Below are 18,615 nucleotides of genomic sequence, written 5' to 3'. Positions count from 1 at the left end.
AAAAAATATTATATAATTTTGAAAAATTTTTTAAATATGCTATAATGGAGTGTATTCAATAAATTTTAAGGAGAAATGACAGAATGTCTGTATCATTTGAAAAAAAAGAAACAAATCGTGGAGTTTTGACTTTCACTATTAGTCAAGAACAAATCAAACCAGAATTGGACCGTGTGTTTAACTCAGTAAAGAAAACAATCAATGTACCAGGTTTCCGTAAAGGTCATCTTCCACGTCCTGTTTTCAACCAAAAATTTGGTGAAGAAGCGCTTTACCAAGATGCTTTAAACAACTTACTTCCAAATGCTTATGAAGCTGCTGTGAAAGAAGCTGGTATTGAAGTTGTAGCACAACCAAAAATCGATGTCGTTTCAATGGAAAAAGGTCAAGATTGGACTATTTCTGCTGAAGTTGTTACAAAACCAGAAGTAAAATTAGGTGCTTACAAAGACCTTGAAGTATCTGTAGAAGTTTCAAAAGAAGTAACAGACGAAGACGTTGATGCACGTATCGAACGCGAACGCAACAACTTGGCTGAATTGGTCCTAAAAGAAGGTCCAGCAGCTGAAGGTGATACAGTGGTCATTGATTTTGTTGGTTCAGTTGACGGTGTTGAATTTGACGGCGGAAAAGGAGATAATTTCTCTCTTGGACTTGGTAGCGGTCAATTTATTCCAGGATTTGAAGATCAATTGGTTGGTCACAAAGCTGGCGAAACAGTTGATGTGGTTGTAACTTTCCCTGAAGACTACCAAGCAGCTGATCTTGCAGGTAAAGAAGCTAAGTTTGTAACTACAATCCATGAAGTAAAAGAAAAAGAAGTTCCAGCTCTTGACGATGAACTTGCAAAAGATATTGATGAAGAAGTAGAAACTCTTGATGAATTGAAAGAAAAGTACCGTAAAGAATTAGCTGAAGGAAAAGAAGCTGCATACAAAGATGCAGTTGAGTCAGCAGCAATCGATCTTGCGGTTGAAAATGCAGAAATCGTAGACTTACCAGAAGAAATGGTTCATGAAGAAGTTCATCGTTCAGTAAACGAATTCCTCGGCAACATGCAACGCCAAGGAATCTCGCCTGACATGTACTTCCAAATCACTGGTACTACTCAAGAAGACCTTCACAAACAGCACGAAGCTGATGCAGAAGCTCGTACTAAGACAAACTTAGTGATTGAAGCTATTGCAAAAGCAGAAGGATTTGAAGCAAGCGCTGAAGAAATCGAAGCAGAAATTTCTTCACTCGCAAACGACTACAATATGGAAGCAGATCGTGTTCGTCAACTTCTTTCAGAAGATATGTTAAAACATGATATCACTATCAAGAAAGCTGTTGAAGTCATCACAAGCACTGCTAAAGTAAAATAATGATTTGAAAAGTCCTAGTTTGACTAGTGACTTTTCGTTTTTCTAAAAGGGAAAAAGAGCAAAATTCTTTTGACGAAAATTCAAAAATATCGTACAATAGAAAGTAGCGAAAAAATACAAGAGGGCGAATGTCCTTTATCAGCTTAAAAGGAGACCAACTTTGGAATTAGAAGTATTTGCTGGACAAGAAAAAAGTGAACTTTCTATGATTGAGGTAGCGCGTGCGATTTTAGAATTGCGTGGTCGTGACCATGAGATGTATTTTAATGACCTTGTCAATGAAATCCAAACTTATTTAGAAAAATCAAACAGCGAAATCCGAGAAGCTCTACCATTGTTCTATACTGAGCTAAATGTTGACGGAAGCTTTATTCCGCTTGGTGACAACAAATGGGGCCTTCGTTCTTGGTATGCAATTGATGAAGTGGACGAGGAAATTATCGCGCTTGAAGAGACTGATGAAGAAGATAGTCCGAAATCACGGAAGAAAAAACGCGTTAATGCCTTTATGGATGGTGATGAGGATGCCATCGACTACAGCGATGATGATCCAGAAGATGAGGATTCATACGAAGCAGATCCTGCGCTCAACTATGACGATGAAAATCCAGACGATGAGAAGAATGAAGCAGACGCTTATGATGCTGAAATCAATGAGATTGCTCCGGATGATCTAGACGAAGATGTTGACATCAATGAAGAAGATGATGAATTTTCTGACGATGATGCAGAGGGTGAAGAAGAATAAAAAGAGAGACTGGGGGCAAAAAAGCTCCAGTCTTTTTTGTCAGAATTGTAAATACTAGTCAGAGGGATTTTTTTTAGCCTTGAAACAGACTTAAGAAAGTCGTATAATGATGGGGAATAGATAGAAAATAGCGACAGGGAGGGTGCTGCGATGAAATTTATCCTGGATCGAAGCCTATGTGACTTAGGAATTGAAAGTGTAGTCATTGGTATTGCTAAAAATGTCAATCCGCATGCAGAATTATCTCCAACCTTTCTAAAAAAGAAAAAAGAAAGAGAAGAGTGGGCTCTAAACTGTGACCTGGATCAGGTTCTCCAATCACCGATTATTCAAGGCTATGAAGATATCTTGCAACGTGTAGGTCGCAGTGTCAAGAAAAATCCTCCAACCGTTCCAGCTCTGATAAAAAATATCCGCCATCGCGGGTCTCTTCCTGCTATCAATACGATTATCGATATTTATAATGTAGAAGCCTTGCAATCCCTGTTAGCTATTGGCGGACATGATTATAATAAAATTGGAGAAAAGATTGAGTTCACTGTCAGTCAAAGAGAAGACAGTTTTCTGCCAATTTTGTCTAAGGAGAAACACGTAGCTAAAACAGACTATGTCTATCGCGACGACAAAGGGATTTTAGCTTGGTTAGATATTCGAGATAGTGACCTCTATAAGTTTGATGATGATACCAAAGATGCAATTTTTATCATTCAAGGGAATGCGAATACTTCCGTTGAGATGCGTTTGGAAGCCTTGAAGCGAATCCAGTCTGACTTAAAAGAATGCATGCCAGATATGAAGTTTGAAGCATTGGTTATCAAGCAAGCTGAAGATTGATTTAGTAGCGGGGAATAGACATTATCGGTTTCAGTTTGAAACATTGCTCTCCTATATTTCGTATAAAAAGCCTCTTGGTTGAAAGAGGCTTTTTTCTAACAAAAAGGACAGTTGATTCGATAGAGGGTGTGGAAGGAAAAAATGCTATAACTGACCGGAAAAACTTATCATTATTTATCTTCAATGCTTACTTTGGTACGTGAAATAAAAGTAGAGTTAAATTGTGGGAATGAATCAAAGAGAAGGCTTTGTTTTGGTATAAAAATGCTTAAGTTTCTTGAAAGTTATAGGAGAAAATGCTATAATGAAAAGAACATTCTAAAATCAGAAAGATTATAAAGTAAGGATAAAAATGGCAAATATTTTAAGAACAATTATCGAAAACGATAAAGGTGAATTAAGAAAATTAGAGAAAATGGCAAATAAGGTCATTGCTTATAGTGACCAGATGGCTGCCTTATCCGATGAGGAGCTAAAGGCTAAAACAGATGAATTTAAACAACGTTATCAGAATGGCGAAAGTTTAGATGACTTGCTCTATGAAGCCTTCGCAGTTGTTCGTGAGGGCGCGAAGCGTGTTCTTGGTCTCTATCCTTATCCAGTACAGATTATGGGGGGAATTGTTCTCCATCATGGTGACGTACCAGAGATGCGTACAGGTGAAGGTAAAACTCTTACTGCGACCATGCCTGTTTACTTGAATGCCTTGGCAGGAGAAGGAGTTCACGTTGTAACGGTCAATGAATACCTGACAGAGCGTGATGCGACAGAAATGGGTGAACTGTACTCTTGGTTAGGGCTTTCAGTTGGTATTAACTTGGCTGCTAAATCTCCAGCTGAGAAGAGAGAGGCCTATGCTTGTGACATCACCTACTCAACGAACTCAGAAATTGGCTTTGACTACCTTCGTGATAACATGGTGGTTCGTGCTGAAAACATGGTTCAGCGTCCACTTAACTATGCCTTAGTTGATGAGGTGGATTCCATTCTGATCGATGAAGCTAGAACCCCTCTGATTGTTTCTGGACCAGTTTCATCTGAAACTAATCAGCTTTACCACATGGCGGATAGCTTCGTTAAGAGTCTTAACAAGGATGATTATATCATCGACGTGCCATCAAAAACAATCGGCCTGTCTGACTCTGGAATTGACAAAGCTGAAAGCTATTTCAAATTAGATAATCTATATGATATTGAAAATGTGGCACTGACTCACTTCATTGATAATGCCTTGCGTGCTAACTATATCATGATTTTGGACATCGACTATGTGGTTAGCGAAGAACAAGAAATTCTAATCGTTGACCAATTCACCGGTCGTACCATGGAAGGACGTCGCTATTCTGACGGACTTCATCAGGCCATTGAAGCTAAGGAAGGTGTTCCGGTTCAAGATGAAACCAAGACATCTGCTTCTATTACCTATCAAAACCTTTTCCGTATGTATAAAAAACTGTCTGGAATGACTGGTACAGCTAAGACTGAGGAAGAAGAATTCCGCGAAACTTATAATATCCGTGTTATTCCAATTCCAACTAACCGTCCAATTGCTCGTATTGACCATGAGGATTTGCTGTACCCTAGTTTAGAATCTAAATTTAAGGCAGTTGTAGAAGACGTGAAAGAACGCCATCTTAAAGGACAACCTGTTCTGGTCGGTACGGTTGCAGTTGAAACCAGTGACTATCTTTCTAAAAAGCTGGTTGCAGCAGGAATTCCTCACGAGGTATTGAATGCTAAGAACCACTATCGTGAAGCACAAATCATTATGAATGCTGGCCAACGCGGTGCAGTTACAATTGCAACCAATATGGCTGGTCGTGGTACCGATATTAAGCTGGGAGAAGGTGTTCGTGAATTAGGCGGACTCTGTGTGATTGGTACAGAACGCCATGAAAGCCGTCGTATTGATAATCAGTTACGTGGACGTTCTGGTCGTCAGGGAGATCCAGGTGAATCTCAATTCTATCTATCTCTTGAAGATGAGCTGATGCGTCGTTTTGGTTCTGAGAGAATCAAAGCTGTCTTGGATCGTTTCAAACTGAGCGAAGAAGAGTCTGTTATTAAGTCTAAGATGTTTACGCGCCAAGTTGAAGCGGCTCAAAAACGGGTTGAAGGAAATAACTATGATACTCGTAAGCAAGTCCTTCAGTATGACGATGTGATGCGTGAACAGCGTGAAATCATCTACGCTGAACGTCATGATGTTATCACAGCTAATCGGGATTTGGCTCCAGAGATTCACGCTATGATCAAACGAACTATTGATCGTTTTGTTGATGGAAATAGCAGAGCTCCTCAAGAAGAAAAATTGGATTCAATTTTGTACTTTGCTAAGTATAACTTGGTTCCGGAAGAGTCGATTTCATTGAACGATCTTCAAGGTTTATCTGATGAGGAAATCAAGGCTAACTTATATGAACGTGCTTTAGAAGTCTACAATAGTCAAATTGCTAAACTTCGTGATGAAGAAGCTGTTCGAGAATTCCAAAAAGTATTGATTCTACGTGTTGTAGACAACAAGTGGACAGATCACATTGATGCATTGGATCAGCTTCGTAATGCTGTAGGTCTTCGAGGTTATGCTCAAAATAATCCTGTTGTTGAATACCAATCTGAAAGTTTCAGAATGTTTAACGATATGATTGGTTCAATCGAGTTTGATGTGACTCGTCTCATGATGAAAGCACAAATTCACGAGCAAGAGCGTCCTCGTACGGAGCATAACATTGTAACAACAGCAACACGAAATATCTCAGCGCAAGAATCAGACCTGCCAGCAGATGTTGATTTGGCAAAGGTTGGCCGGAATGAACTATGCCCATGTGGCTCAGGTAAGAAGTTTAAAAATTGCCACGGCCGTCGTTAAAAAAGATTGAGGGGGAGTTGGAATGACATTTACAACAAGAGGTCCTATTGTTGACGTAGAGCAGGTTCGTACCTTGTCTCAGCTTGATGAAAAAGCTTTGGCAACGAAGCAAGTTCGCGACCAAGAGTTGGCTGCTATTCTCAGAGGAGAAGACAAGCGGATTTTATTGGTCATAGGTCCTTGCTCCTCTGATAATGAAGAAGCAGTCATAGAATATGCTGAACGTCTGGCTGCCCTTCAGGAAGAAGTAAAAAAACATGTTTTCATTGTTATGCGGGTCTATACAGCCAAACCCCGTACAAATGGTGATGGTTATAAAGGTTTGATTCATCAGCCTGATGCAGCAGGAGCTCCAGATTTAATAGCTGGTATTAAGGCAGTTCGCCATTTGCACTACCGTGTCATTACTGAGACAGGCCTGACTACGGCTGATGAAATGCTCTATCCTGAAAATGTATCTCTAGTAGACGATTTGGTTTCCTATATGGCTGTAGGAGCACGTTCGGTTGAAGATCAACAACACCGTTTTGTTGCTTCAGGTTTGTCTACTCCTGCGGGAATGAAAAATCCGACTTCAGGTAATTTAGCTGTGATGTTTAATGCCATCTATGCTGCACAAAATAAACAGACCTTCCTATATCGTTCTCAGGAAGTGGAGACATCAGGTAATCCTCTGGCCCATGCCATTCTTCGTGGCGCAATTCATGCCAATGGTAAGAATGAGCCGAATTATCATTATGAACATCTTCTTGAAGCGATTGCTACTTATGAAAAGTTAGGTTTGTCCAATCCTTTCATCATGGTTGATACGAACCATGACAATTCAGGCAAGCAATATTTAGAGCAAGTGCGGATTGTTCGCGAGACTCTTTTAAATCGAGACTGGAATGAAAAGATCAAGCAGAGTGTTCGTGGCTTTATGATTGAATCATATTTGGAAGATGGCCGACAAGATCAGCCAGAGGTCTTTGGAAAATCCATTACAGATCCTTGCTTGGGATGGGACAAGACTGAACAGTTGATTCGAGAAATTTATAGCCATTTAGAAAAATAACTCTATTATTGAAATGAAAGGGACCGTTTGGCAAAAGAAAATGTCGCCAATTGGTCGGAATGCAGCAAGCTCAGTTGGATTTCCAGCTGAGTTTTGTCTCATTCTGAGAACAAAGATGATTATAGGACATGGAATTGATATAGAGGAGCTATCTTCTATTCAGCGGGCCTATGAAAAAAATGCTCGCTTCGCAAAAAAAGTCTTGACAGAGAAGGAATGGCTTCGTTTTGAAGAACTTTCTGGCAAGCGAAAGATAGAATATTTGGCCGGTCGCTGGTCAGCTAAAGAGGCTTTTTCCAAAGCATGGGGGACAGGAATTGGCAAGCTTAGTTTTCAAGATTTAGAAGTCTTGAATGATGAAAGAGGTGCTCCAGTATTTACGAAGACCCCTTTTTCTGGGAAGGTTTGGGTATCTATTAGCCATGCAGGTACCCTAGTGATGGCTAGCGTTATTTTGGAGGAAAGAGATGAAAACTAGTATACATAGGCCAAGTCAAGCACTTGTTGATCTGTCAGCAATTCACTTTAATATTGAGCAATTAAAAGCTCATTTGCCTCAAGATGTTGAAAAATGGGCTGTCGTTAAAGCTAATGCCTACGGCCATGGTGCAGTAGTTGTTTCAAGTTATATTGATGATATTGTAGACGGATTTTGTGTCTCAAATATTGACGAAGCTTTGGAATTAAGAGAAGGCGGCCTGGATAAAAAAATCTTAATTTTAGGTGTCTCAGCCATAGAGGTAGTCCCTCTGGCGGTTGAACACAAGATTACATTGACAGTGGCTAGCTTAGAATGGCTAGATTTGTTGGAGGCTTCAGGCTTGTCTTTGCAAGGTTTAGTTGTTCACCTGAAAGTGGATTCTGGTATGGGCCGGATTGGCTTTAGAGATATCCAGTCACTTCAGATAGCTATCAATCGTCTCCAGTCAGCTGGTGTTCAGGTAGAAGGAATCTTTACTCACTTTGCAACAGCTGACGAGGCAGATGCTAGTAAGTTTGAAGAGCAATTAGTTTGTTTTAAGGGAATCTTAGCGGACTTAGATGATCTTCCACCGATTATTCATGCTAGCAATTCAGCTACTTCTCTTTGGCATGCGGACACTGTTATGAATGCTGTTCGTTTGGGAGATATTATTTATGGTCTCAATCCTAGTGGAAGTGCCCTTGAACTGCCTTATGAGATAAAACCAGCTCTTTCTTTGGTTTCAGAATTGGTTCATGTCAAAGAAGTAGAAGCAGGGGCTGATGTTGGTTACGGAGCAACCTACACAGCGGATGAAGGACAATTTATTGGAACAATTCCACTGGGTTATGCAGATGGCTGGACTAGGGATATGCAAGGTTTTGACGTTCTCATTGATGGTCAACGTTGTCCAATAGTTGGTCGAGTATCCATGGACCAGATTACAGTTCGCTTGCCGAAGAAATATCCTCTGGGCACACCAGTTGTTTTCATTGGTAAGAGCGGAACAGAAAGTATCTCGGCGACTGACGTTGCTGAGAAACGAGGAACGATTAACTATGAAGTGGTTTGTTTGATTAGTGATCGGGTACCAAGAATTTACAAGAATTAATTAGTTTAAGCCTCCTTGATGAAATATGTAGTTAGAGAAAGCCATTTGATGCTAGAACTGAAAGAGGAACTATGAATTTACACCAACCCTTATCGGTTCTGCCGGGAGTAGGACCGAAATCAGCAGAAAAGTTTGCAAAGCTTGGTATTGAGACCTTACAGGATTTACTACTGTATTTTCCTTTTCGCTATGAAGATTTTCAAAGCAAGCAGGTGCTTGATCTAGAGGATGGAGAAAAGGCCGTCATTTCTGGTATAGTTGCGACACCAGCAAATGTTCAGTATTACGGGTTTAAACGCAACCGTCTCCGTTTTTCAATCAAGCAAGGGGAAGTCATCCTAGCTGTCAATTTCTTTAACCAGCCTTATTTGGCGGATAAGGTTGAAGTGGGGGCAAATATTGCTGTTTTTGGAAAGTGGGATAAGGCTAAAGCTAGCTTGACTGGGATGAAGCTCTTGGCTCAGGTCGAAGACGACTTGCAGCCAGTTTATAGGGTGGCTCAAGGGATTAGCCAGACAAGTCTGATTAAATTAATTAAAACAGCTTTTGACCAAGGCTTGGATTTACTGATTGAAGAAAATTTACCCCAGGTCTTGTTGGAACGCTACCAATTGCTATCTCGAGCAGAAGCAGTGAGGGCCATGCATTTTCCAAAAGATTTGGCAGAATACAAACAGGCGCTACGTCGTGTCAAATTCGAAGAATTGTTCTATTTCCAAATGCAACTTCAGGTGCTTAAAATGGAAACAAAGGATGTCAGCAATGGTCTGGCCCTTGCTTGGCAGGAAGAGCAGCTACAAGAGAAAAAAAGTCAGCTACCTTTTCCTCTGACAGGAGCTCAGGAGAGGGCTTTGGCTGAAATTTTGTCTGATTTGAAGTCGCCTGCTCACATGAACCGACTCTTACAGGGAGATGTTGGAAGTGGGAAGACAGTAGTGGCTGGTTTGGCCATGTATGCTGTCTATACAGCTGGCTACCAATCGGCTTTGATGGTGCCTACTGAAATTTTGGCAGAGCAGCATTTTGAAAGCCTCAGTCAGCTCTTTCCTGATTTAAAACTAGCTTTATTAACTGGAAGTATGAAAACAGCTGAGCGTAAAGAGACTTTGCTGGCTATAGAGCTTGGTCAGGTTGATATGGTAATTGGGACCCATGCTTTGATCCAAGATGGAGTTCAATACCATCGCCTAGGACTGGTTATCGTAGATGAACAGCATCGCTTTGGGGTTGCTCAACGTAGAATTTTGCGGGAAAAAGGAGATAATCCGGATGTTCTCATGATGACTGCTACCCCCATTCCCAGAACTTTGGCCATTACGGCTTTTGGGGATATGGATGTGTCCATTATTGATCAAATGCCAGCGGGACGAAAGCCCATTATTACCCGTTGGGTCAAGCATGAGCAACTCGAGGTCGTGCTTGATTGGATAAAAAAAGAATTAGTAAAGGGTGCTCAGGTTTACTTTATTTCTCCTTTGATTGAGGAATCAGAAGCTCTGGATCTAAAAAATGCTATTGACTTAGAGGAAGAATTGCAAGCTTACTTTGGGGGAGATGCCCGAGTTTCTCTCCTTCATGGTAAGATGAAGAGTGACGAAAAAGAGGCTATTATGCAGGCCTTCAAGAATAAAGAGGTAGATATTTTAGTGTCTACAACTGTCATTGAAGTGGGTGTTAATGTGCCCAATGCAACGATTATGGTTATCATGGATGCTGATCGTTTTGGGCTCAGTCAGCTGCATCAGTTGCGCGGGCGTGTGGGGCGTGGTGATAAGCAATCCTATGCCGTTCTTGTCGCAAATCCAAAAACAGAATCCGGTAAGAAACGTATGAAAATCATGACGGAAACGACAGATGGCTTTGTACTTGCTGAAGAAGATTTAAAAATGCGTGGTTCAGGAGAGATTTTTGGAACCCGTCAGTCCGGTATTCCTGAATTTCAAGTGGCTGATATCGTAGAGGACTACCCTATCTTGGAAGAAGCGAGAAAGGTAGCTAGCCAAATTGTGCAGAATAAAGAATGGAGGAGGGATCCTAACTGGCATCTAGTGGCTCTTCATTTAGATAAACAAGATTATTTGGATTAAGCTTCTTGAAAGTTTTTTATAAGAATGTCTTAAGTTTTACTGCCTATAATAAAGTCAATCAAAAGAAAAGAGGTATTGATCATGACAGTAAATATTCACGTAGATTATAAAAAAGTTTTCAAGGATTCGGAAAAGATTTTTTCTACATACGGTAGTAAGTAGGTAGAACATCTATTTTTCATTACCCCTCCTTTCATAATCCTGATGAAAAATAGTAAACCAGTCGAGATTTAATCTCGGCTGGTTTTTGTTTATCCTTCTAGATACTCTTTTAGTTCTTGGCCTGAAAGTCCTGCATTGAGAGCAATGAGGAGTTTAAGACGGGCCTTAGGTGCATTTAGTTCTTTGATGAAATAGACACCGGATTCGTGAAGCTGTACACCACCACCAGGATAGGCATAGACAGGTTCAGCAATACCGTTAAAGCAGCGAGAAACCAAGGCAACAGGGATTCCTTGCTTAATGAAAAAGGTTAATTTTTCAGCGACTTCCTGAGGGAGGTTACCTGCTCCAAAAGCCTCAATAATCAAACCATCTAGCTGACTATAATCAAGCATATCTAGTAATTCAGTCTTCATGCCAGCGTAGGCAGGGATAATAGGGACACAGCCGGTGATCTTGTCTAAGTCAAAACGAACACGTGGCTCAGCTGTTTTAAAATATAGAACCTCTTGTTTCATGATAAGTCCAAGGGGGCCGTGGGTTGGAGTTTGGAAGGTGCTGACATTTGTGGTATGAGTCTTGGTAACGTATTTGGCAGCGTGAACTTCATCATTCATAACGACTAAGACGCCCTTACCGTGAGCTTTCTGGTCAGCAGCTACACGTAAAGCTGAAAGATAATTATAGACTCCGTCGCTACCTAGCTCATTTGAACTACGCATGGCACCTGTGAGGACGACTGGGATGTCAGGGATTTCCATAGTGTCTAGGAAATATGCTGTTTCTTCAAGGGTATCGGTCCCGTGGGTAATGACGACTCCATCAAAATCCTTAGAAGAGGTTTTGATTTTTTTATAGAGTCGAAGCATATGTTCTGGTGTCATATGGGGGCTAGGGATATTGAAAAAATCGAGAGCTGTAACTTGGATGCCTTCCAAGGGGACAGTAACATGATTCATAGGATTTTCGTCGTTTGTTACGACTTTACCAGTTCCATCAGCTTGCATAGAAATGGTGCCACCAGTATGCAATACCAATATTTTTTTGTTCATAGATGAGCTTCTTTCCAAATTGTGTTATAATTTATTTTATCATAAAAGGAAAGAATAAGAAGTATGGAAGTAAAAGCTGTTTTTTTTGATATTGATGGTACCCTGGTCAATGACAGCCGAACTGTCCTCAAATCAACAGAGCAGGCTATTCAGAGTCTGAAAGAACAAGGTATTTTTGTCGGTTTGGCCACAGGAAGAGGTCCCTTTTTCGTTCAATCTTTCATGAAAGATTTGGATTTGGATTTTGCAGTTACCTATAATGGCCAGTATATATTTTCAAAGGAAAAGGTTATTTCTGCGACCCCTATTGATAAGTCTAGTCTTCGAGAAATCATTGATTATGCCAAAAAGCATAAAAAGGAAATTGCTCTTGGAACAGAAACAGATATGGTTGGCAGTCATATTATGCGCTTTGGCATGAGCAAATTCTCTCAGTGGAGTAGCCGCTTTGTGCCTAAAGGTTTTGCACGTTATATTAGTCATGGCTTTAACAGGGTTGTTAGTAAAGCTCTTCCACAACAGAAAGACGATCTGTTAGATATTTCGCGAGAGCCCATTTATCAAGTGGTGATGTTGGCTACACCTGAAGAAACTCAGGCTATGGAGGAATATTTCCCAGATTTGAAGTTTACTCGTTCTAGTCCTTATGCGGCAGACATCATCAATGGGGATACCTCAAAGTTGCAGGGTATTGCGCGTGTAGGAAAAGAATATGGCTTTGATATTAACCAAGTGATGGCTTTCGGAGATTCAGACAATGATCTTGAAATGCTGTCGGGAGTAGGAATGTCAATTGCAATGGGAAATGGAACCAGTAAGGTTAAAGAAGTTGCCAAGCATACAACGACCAGCAATAGTCAAGACGGGATTCATAAAGCCTTGGAGCATTTTGGTATTTTAGCAAGTGAGAAAGTCTTTACTAGTAGTGACCATCATTTTAATAAGGTTAAAGAATTTCATGGAGTCATGGATAAGAAGACTCAGGAAGAACCGATCGCATGGACGCCTGAAGGAGCTCGCCATCGGGCAGCCTTTAAACTTGAAGAATTAGTGGAATTTTTGCGTGCTTCAAGTAGTTCAGAAGAAGAGTTTGACGAGGCAGTTGCCCACTTGCACGATGCTCTAGACAAGGCAGCTACTAAGGTTAAGGGGAAGAATCCAGCAGAGATTTCTTTAGTTGGTCAAGTAGATGCCTTGATTGATACACTCTACTTTACTTATGGAAGTTTTGTTTTAATGGGGGTGGACCCAGAGCGCCTTTTTACAATTGTCCATCAAGCCAATATGGGTAAAATTTTCCCTGACGGTAAAGCCCATTTTGATCCAGTAACTCATAAAATTTTAAAGCCGGATGATTGGGAAGAGAAATACGCGCCAGAACCCGCCATTAAAGAAGAATTAGAAAGACAGATAAAAGCCTACGAAAAAAATTGTGCTTCCAAAGAAAAAAACTGAGATCAACTCAGTTTTTTTATGTCTAAAACAAAATGTCTATAAGGTTTTTTCGCTATCACGGACAACGAGCAAGTCAACTTTAGCATGGCGTAGGATATACTCAGATGAAGAACCGACCAATAAACGCTCAAAAGCATTGAGACCTGTTGCTCCAACCATGATTAAGTCAACCTTTTGTTCATCTGGAATTTCTGTTGCTAGTAAAGTTTTAGGATTTCCAAGTTCAACTACAGTAACAACATCACCAACACCAGCCTCACGAGCTTTCTTTTCATAGCCAGCGACTAATTTCTTTGCATCTTCCTGCAGTTCTTCATATACTTCAGCATCAAATGTTGATACACTTTGAAGAGCGCGAGTATCAATAACATGAGCAATGGTTAAGCGAGATTTGTTTCTAAGCGCAACATTGACTCCTTTTTCAAATGCCAATTCTGCTTCACGGGAACCGTCAATTGCAACTAGAATATTTTCATATTTTTGTAACATAAGCCTACCTCCATAAAGATGCTAAGAAAGTTTCAGCAGTTTAGGAACCTGTTGAAAACGATGGTTAAGAAAAACCTGGCTTTCAACTTGAATTCTATTTCATAAAATATGAAGATTGTTTTAAGAGTTCCAATCCTTGCTGAAAATTCTCTTATATTTATATTGTAAACCTTTTCATGAAAGAAGTAAAGCAATTTTCGGTAAGAAGGGGAGAAATTCTCGTTAAAAAATGAAAAGAAATCAAGGCTCAAATAGCTGAACGAAGAGCAAAGAGCTTCCCTTACAGGAATTTATAATCATTTTTTCTATCAATATTTTTGTGATATTTTTTGGATTTTTGAGAAAAATTGAGTTATAATAAGACGATTGATTGAAACGAGGAGTTCAAAATGAAAGAATACAATAAATCTGTCAAACTAGAGCATGTAGCATATGATATTCGTGGCCCAGTTCTCGAAGAAGCTATGCGCATGCGAGCGAATGGTGAACGGATTTTGCGTTTAAATACTGGAAATCCAGCTGAGTTTGGCTTTACTGCTCCAGATGAAGTCATTCATGACTTGATTATCAATGCTCGTAGTAGTGAAGGCTATTCTGATTCTAAGGGATTGTTCTCAGCTCGGAAGGCTATTATGCAATATTGCCAGCTCAAAAATATTCCTAACGTTGGAATTGAAGACATTTACCTAGGAAATGGTGTCAGTGAGCTGATTGTAATGTCTATGCAAGGCCTGCTAGACAATGGAGATGAAGTTCTGGTTCCTATGCCGGATTATCCATTGTGGACAGCAGCAGTGAGCCTAGCTGGCGGAAATGCAGTTCATTATCTTTGTGATGAAGAAGCGGATTGGTATCCAGATATTGATGACATTAAATCAAAAATTACTTCAAACACCAAAGCTATCGTTGTGATTAATCCAAATAACCCAACAGGAGCCCTGTATCCGAAGGAAGTGTTAGAAGACATTGTTGAAGTTGCCCGTCAGAATGATTTGATTATCTTTGCAGACGAGATCTATGACCGTTTGGTTATGGACGGTGAGAAGCACACAGCTATTGCAAGCCTAGCACCCGATTTGTTCTGTGTTAGTATGAATGGTTTGTCAAAATCTCACCGCATTGCTGGTTTCCGGGTTGGCTGGATGGCGTTGTCAGGTCCTAAGAAGCATGTTCAAGGCTATATTGAAGGATTGAATATGTTATCCAATATGCGTCTCTGTTCCAATGTTCTTTCCCAACAGGTGGTTCAAACTTCATTGGGAGGGCATCAGTCTGTAGATGAGTTATTGTTGCCAGGCGGTCGTATCTACGAACAGCGTAACTTCATTTATAAAGCTATCAATGACATCCCGGGTCTTTCTGCAGTCAAGCCAAAGGCAGGTCTATACATTTTTCCTAAGATTGATCGCGAAATGTATGAGATCGATGATGATGAGCAGTTTGTTTTAAATTTCTTAAAACAAGAAAAAATTCTGCTAGTTCATGGCCGTGGCTTCAATTGGAAGGATCCTGATCATTTCCGAATTGTATATTTGCCACGTGTGGATGAATTGGCCCAAGTGCAAGAAAAAATGACTCGTTTCTTGCAACAATACCGGCGCTAATTAAGTTAATAAAAGTGAAAAGAAGAACGAAATGTTCTTCTTTTTTTGTTGTTTAAATGGAATAAGGCTAAATTACTGTATCAGATGGTTTCTAAATTAACTTTTTAAGTTAAATAGTTCTAATTTTAAAATTGTTAAAAAAATGAAATAAATGACATAAAAGCAGATCTAAAAAAATGGGAGTGGAAATTATGTTTGTTTTTATCAAGTTTTCGTATATTTTTTATGTAACATTTTAATGACAAAATTTTCGATTCTCTTGTTTGAAGTCCAAATGAACTGGGTACCTACTTTTCTGTCAAATCTAAAGATGGTAGAATAATTCCATCATTATTTTACTAATGATGAAAAGATTTAAACACAAAGGAGAGTTTTTATGTTTAAAAAAATGCTGAGTGCATTTTCTGTTGGTGCCCTTGCTTTGTCTTTGCTCTTTGCCAAAGAGGCCAAAGCAGATCAAGTGACAGGAGGCAAGCCGGCGCCAGAAGATACGATTGATCAAGGGACAAATACCCAAGCTGTTTCAGCAGTTAATAAGGCTGAAGTTGATGCTGCTAAAGACAGCTTAGATCAAAAGAATGAGCAGGTCAAAGAAGAGGAAGCAGCGGTCAAGGAAGCGGAAAAATCCGTAGAAACTGCCAAAGCGAATGCTGAGCTGGCAAAAGAGGCAGTTAAAACTGCTGAAGAAGGGACTCAAGCATCTTCTGCAACTAAAGAAGCGGCTAGAGAGGCTGTAGCTAATCAAACGGAAGCCGTGAAGGAAGCAGAAAAAGTAGCTCAAGCAAGTCAAACTGAACTGGATAAAAGTCAGAATCAGGCAAACTCTCAAGCTCAAAAAACTCAAGAGGCTAAAGAAGCTCTGAAAAAAGCAGACGAAAAGGTTAGTCAAGCTCAAGCTGATTTGGAACGAACTCAAAAGAGTCAAGAGGGATCGAGTGCAGAAGTTTCTGCAAATCTTGAACAAGCAAAAGCAGATGTAGCCAATAGTCAGGCTGCAGTCAATAAAGCACAGGAGGAAGTGAACAAGGCTGAGCAATCAGATAGTCAGCGTCAAGAAAAAATTGATCAGGCTGTTTCAAATAAAGCTCAGGCAGACTCTGATGCTGAAAAGGCTAAACAAACTTTGGATAAAGCAAGTTCTCAGGAAGCTGAAGCTCAAGCTAAGCTCAGTCAGGCACAGGCAAATTTGGAAGCAGCCCAGGCTACTGAAAATGACAGTCTGAAACCTTCTGTTTCTAACAACAAAAACAGGCTTTACATGACGCCGGAGTATATTGCCGCATTGAAACAGTTGGCTGATCCAAATACACCGCAATCTCAAATCAGTCAGATTGAAGCAACGTTGACAGCAGTTAACGATAGGGCCAAATCTTACAATAACTACATAGCAGATCCGAATGATAGCACTAAAATGTATGATACCAATAATATTCCTTATGAGGTTCGCAGAGAGTTATCGCAGTTTGCTTCAGAATTAATTAACCAATTGCGTGCTCAAATGGGAACGGGTGAAACCTTACTAACTCCATCATCTTTAGAGTTTGCTGACAAGGTTTCCCAAGCATACAGAAATGACAATTGGAACTGGGATTTGATGAATCGCTATCACCATGATACTTGGGGGATAAATCGGGTGGCTCGTGAATATGGATTGGTCACGACCACTTCTGAGCAAGAGCAACAAGGGCTTCAATACTACGAAAATGCCTATATCTGGCGAGCTAATACAGCTCAGATGAGCGTGGCAGATATGAAGCGAGACATCTACTTCTCTCTTGTTGAATTTATGTATAATGGCTATGAATGGGTCCATGCCAAATCAATTTCTGGTCTTAATACAGGAAGCCAGAAAAATTATCTAGGCGTTGATTTTTCGATGGAGAGCGATATCACGGTAGCCCATTTCACTATGGTTTCCGAAGATCAAGTTAAATATGCGACAAAAAATAACTTTGATGCTACACCTTTAACAGCCAGTGGAAATTCTACTTCTAGTGATCCGCAAGCTTTAGCCCAGGCTCAGGCAGCCTATGATCAAGCTAAAAGCGCTCATGATCAAGCGCAAGCAGAAAAAAGTACTGCTCAAACTGCTTATGACCAAACTATAACTGCGGTGCAAGTGGCGCAAAAACAATTAGATGAAGCCAAGCAAGCGCCTCTAGAACTTGCAACTGCCCAAGCCGCCCTAGCTACTGCTAAGCAGGAATTAGAAAAGAATCAAGAAAAATTATCTAAGGCTCAAGAGGCACTGAATCTTGCGAATTCGGATCAGGCAGATAAGGCAGCTGCCCTCTCAAAATATCAAGAGACCTTGTCGGCTGCTCAGGCCGCCCAAGCTGTAGCCAGAGATAGACTAGCTCAAGAAGAAAAAGCATTGGCTCAGGCCAATCAGGCTTTGGAAGAGGCTAGAACAAAGCGTGATGCCACCCAAGCGGCAGTTGCTCAAGCTCAGACCGCTTTGGATCAAGCCCAAAAGAATTTAGCTAACCTGCAGGATGCTCAAACGAATCTGGAACAAGCTCAAGCCAATCTGGCAGCAGCTGAGAAGGATTTAGCTGATAAGACTAGCGATCTAGAAGCTAAACAGCAGACTCTATCAGAGCTGAAAGCTGCTCAGGCCCAAGCAGAGAAAGTTTATAACAGTTTAGCTGCTCAACTCCAAGCTCAAGAGAAACAAAAACGCGATGATCACTATCGAAATATTTTGGATCAGACAGAGAAGCGCTTGAATGGTCCAGTCCAGTCTAATCCAAGTGAGGAAATGCAGACGCAAGAATCTGGTTCAGATCCGCTAGTGAAAACGAAAGAGGAGCCGATCGTTAAAGGAGTTGCTACTCGCAAAGCGGATGCTACTCGCAAAGCGGATGCTAGCAGGGCATCAGCAACGTCATCTGATCCTAGTGAGAATCATTCTATGCAGGACTCTGTAGGCTCTGCAAAATTGCCGAATACAGGAAGCAGGCTTTCTGTCTGGGCGGTAATGAGTGGAATTCTCGCTTTGGTATCTGGTTTTGCTCTGCTGATTTGGAAGCATAAAAAAGAAAGCAAAAATTAGATTTTTTGAAGAAGCTATAGATATAGTGAATAAGATAATAGGCCGGAAGTTAGGATGAGATAAGCTCCTAACTTCCTTTTTTTACAAAAAGAAGCGTTGAAATCCCAATAAATTTAAATCAGGACCTCGCGCTGTTTTCAAAAATATGTTGGTTTTGAAGGAACTAAAATCGTTCGCTGGATAAAATGTAAAGAATTATTATTCAATAGGCAATTTTCAGATAATTATTGAAATTTCTGTCAATTTATGATATAATCAATCGGAC

General features: G+C 40.4%; 13 protein-coding genes. 11 read left to right on the top strand and 2 right to left on the bottom strand.

What is annotated here, in order from left to right; all coding sequences use genetic code 11:
- Positions 1 to 83: 83 nt before the first annotated feature.
- The 8 genes from tig to recG all read left to right on the top strand — a co-directional run bounded on the left by tig (position 84) and on the right by recG (position 10,533).
- The gene (tig, locus tag PCY06_RS00900) at positions 84 to 1,367 is read left to right on the top strand and encodes a trigger factor (RefSeq protein ID WP_008808427.1); all 1,284 of its coding nucleotides are present in this window, start codon (positions 84 to 86) and stop codon (positions 1,365 to 1,367) included.
- A gap of 160 nt (positions 1,368 to 1,527) precedes the next feature.
- On the top strand, positions 1,528 to 2,115 hold the full coding sequence (gene rpoE / locus PCY06_RS00895) for a DNA-directed RNA polymerase subunit delta (RefSeq protein WP_045505656.1): 588 nt from the start codon (positions 1,528 to 1,530) through the stop codon (positions 2,113 to 2,115).
- A gap of 150 nt (positions 2,116 to 2,265) precedes the next feature.
- A complete protein-coding gene (locus tag PCY06_RS00890; RefSeq protein WP_082307188.1) occupies positions 2,266 to 2,949 on the top strand; it encodes a B3/4 domain-containing protein in 684 nt (227 codons plus the stop codon).
- Between the two features lie 352 nt (positions 2,950 to 3,301).
- Entirely contained in the window at positions 3,302 to 5,818 is a 2,517-nt protein-coding gene (gene secA, locus PCY06_RS00885; protein ID WP_082307187.1) for a preprotein translocase subunit SecA, read from the top strand.
- Positions 5,819 to 5,840: 22 nt separating this feature from the next.
- Positions 5,841 to 6,872: a 3-deoxy-7-phosphoheptulonate synthase gene (locus tag PCY06_RS00880; protein ID WP_082307186.1), complete on the top strand. Its 1,032-nt coding sequence runs from the start codon at positions 5,841 to 5,843 to the stop codon at positions 6,870 to 6,872.
- 115 nt (positions 6,873 to 6,987) lie between these two features.
- Positions 6,988 to 7,350, top strand: coding sequence for a holo-ACP synthase (gene acpS, locus PCY06_RS00875; RefSeq protein ID WP_045506039.1), 363 nt, complete (start codon positions 6,988 to 6,990; stop codon positions 7,348 to 7,350).
- The gene (alr, locus tag PCY06_RS00870) at positions 7,340 to 8,446 is read left to right on the top strand and encodes an alanine racemase (protein WP_082307185.1); all 1,107 of its coding nucleotides are present in this window, start codon (positions 7,340 to 7,342) and stop codon (positions 8,444 to 8,446) included. Before acpS ends, alr begins: the two co-directional genes overlap by 11 nt.
- Positions 8,447 to 8,517: 71 nt before the next feature.
- Positions 8,518 to 10,533, top strand: a complete 2,016-nt coding sequence (recG, locus tag PCY06_RS00865; protein WP_082307184.1) for an ATP-dependent DNA helicase RecG — start codon at positions 8,518 to 8,520, stop codon at positions 10,531 to 10,533.
- 251 nt (positions 10,534 to 10,784) lie between these two features.
- Here the strand turns inward: recG and PCY06_RS00860 are convergent, their stop codons facing one another.
- Entirely contained in the window at positions 10,785 to 11,747 is a 963-nt protein-coding gene (locus PCY06_RS00860; protein WP_082307183.1) for an asparaginase, read from the bottom strand.
- A 63-nt stretch (positions 11,748 to 11,810) separates the two neighbouring features.
- On the opposite strand from PCY06_RS00860, the gene PCY06_RS00855 reads away from it, so the two are divergent.
- Positions 11,811 to 13,202, top strand: a complete 1,392-nt coding sequence (locus tag PCY06_RS00855) for a Cof-type HAD-IIB family hydrolase (RefSeq protein WP_082307182.1) — start codon at positions 11,811 to 11,813, stop codon at positions 13,200 to 13,202.
- Between the two features lie 36 nt (positions 13,203 to 13,238).
- Here PCY06_RS00855 and PCY06_RS00850 read toward each other — a convergent pair whose 3' ends face one another.
- Positions 13,239 to 13,691, bottom strand: coding sequence for a universal stress protein (locus PCY06_RS00850; protein ID WP_011999938.1), 453 nt, complete (start codon positions 13,689 to 13,691; stop codon positions 13,239 to 13,241).
- 389 nt (positions 13,692 to 14,080) lie between these two features.
- Between PCY06_RS00850 and PCY06_RS00845 the strand changes: the two genes are divergently transcribed.
- Positions 14,081 to 15,295 carry a pyridoxal phosphate-dependent aminotransferase gene (locus tag PCY06_RS00845; RefSeq protein WP_008808439.1) on the top strand — a complete coding sequence of 405 codons (1,215 nt, stop codon included), beginning with the start codon at positions 14,081 to 14,083 and terminating at the stop codon, positions 15,293 to 15,295.
- A 376-nt stretch (positions 15,296 to 15,671) separates the two neighbouring features.
- Positions 15,672 to 18,350 (top strand): SEC10/PgrA surface exclusion domain-containing protein, encoded by a 2,679-nt coding sequence (locus PCY06_RS00840; RefSeq protein WP_082307181.1) that lies wholly within the window; start codon positions 15,672 to 15,674, stop codon positions 18,348 to 18,350.
- Positions 18,351 to 18,615 lie beyond the last annotated feature (265 nt).

Source organism: Streptococcus sp. SG1 (assembly GCF_030439935.1).
Taxonomy (GTDB): Bacteria; Bacillota; Bacilli; order Lactobacillales; family Streptococcaceae; genus Streptococcus; species Streptococcus gordonii.
The sequence above is the reverse complement of the archived record's forward strand: the minus strand, read 5'-3'. Positions and strand labels throughout refer to the sequence as shown.

Coding starts and splice junctions, on each gene's coding strand:
- acpS (WP_045506039.1), top strand. CDS start 6,988: ATGATTATAGGACATGGAATTGATATAGAGGAGCTATCTTCTATTCAG.
- PCY06_RS00845 (WP_008808439.1), top strand. CDS start 14,081: ATGAAAGAATACAATAAATCTGTCAAACTAGAGCATGTAGCATATGAT.
- tig (WP_008808427.1), top strand. CDS start 84: ATGTCTGTATCATTTGAAAAAAAAGAAACAAATCGTGGAGTTTTGACT.
- recG (WP_082307184.1), top strand. CDS start 8,518: ATGAATTTACACCAACCCTTATCGGTTCTGCCGGGAGTAGGACCGAAA.
- PCY06_RS00855 (WP_082307182.1), top strand. CDS start 11,811: ATGGAAGTAAAAGCTGTTTTTTTTGATATTGATGGTACCCTGGTCAAT.
- PCY06_RS00860 (WP_082307183.1), bottom strand. CDS start 11,747: ATGAACAAAAAAATATTGGTATTGCATACTGGTGGCACCATTTCTATG.
- PCY06_RS00880 (WP_082307186.1), top strand. CDS start 5,841: ATGACATTTACAACAAGAGGTCCTATTGTTGACGTAGAGCAGGTTCGT.
- PCY06_RS00840 (WP_082307181.1), top strand. CDS start 15,672: ATGTTTAAAAAAATGCTGAGTGCATTTTCTGTTGGTGCCCTTGCTTTG.
- PCY06_RS00890 (WP_082307188.1), top strand. CDS start 2,266: ATGAAATTTATCCTGGATCGAAGCCTATGTGACTTAGGAATTGAAAGT.
- PCY06_RS00850 (WP_011999938.1), bottom strand. CDS start 13,691: ATGTTACAAAAATATGAAAATATTCTAGTTGCAATTGACGGTTCCCGT.
- alr (WP_082307185.1), top strand. CDS start 7,340: ATGAAAACTAGTATACATAGGCCAAGTCAAGCACTTGTTGATCTGTCA.
- secA (WP_082307187.1), top strand. CDS start 3,302: ATGGCAAATATTTTAAGAACAATTATCGAAAACGATAAAGGTGAATTA.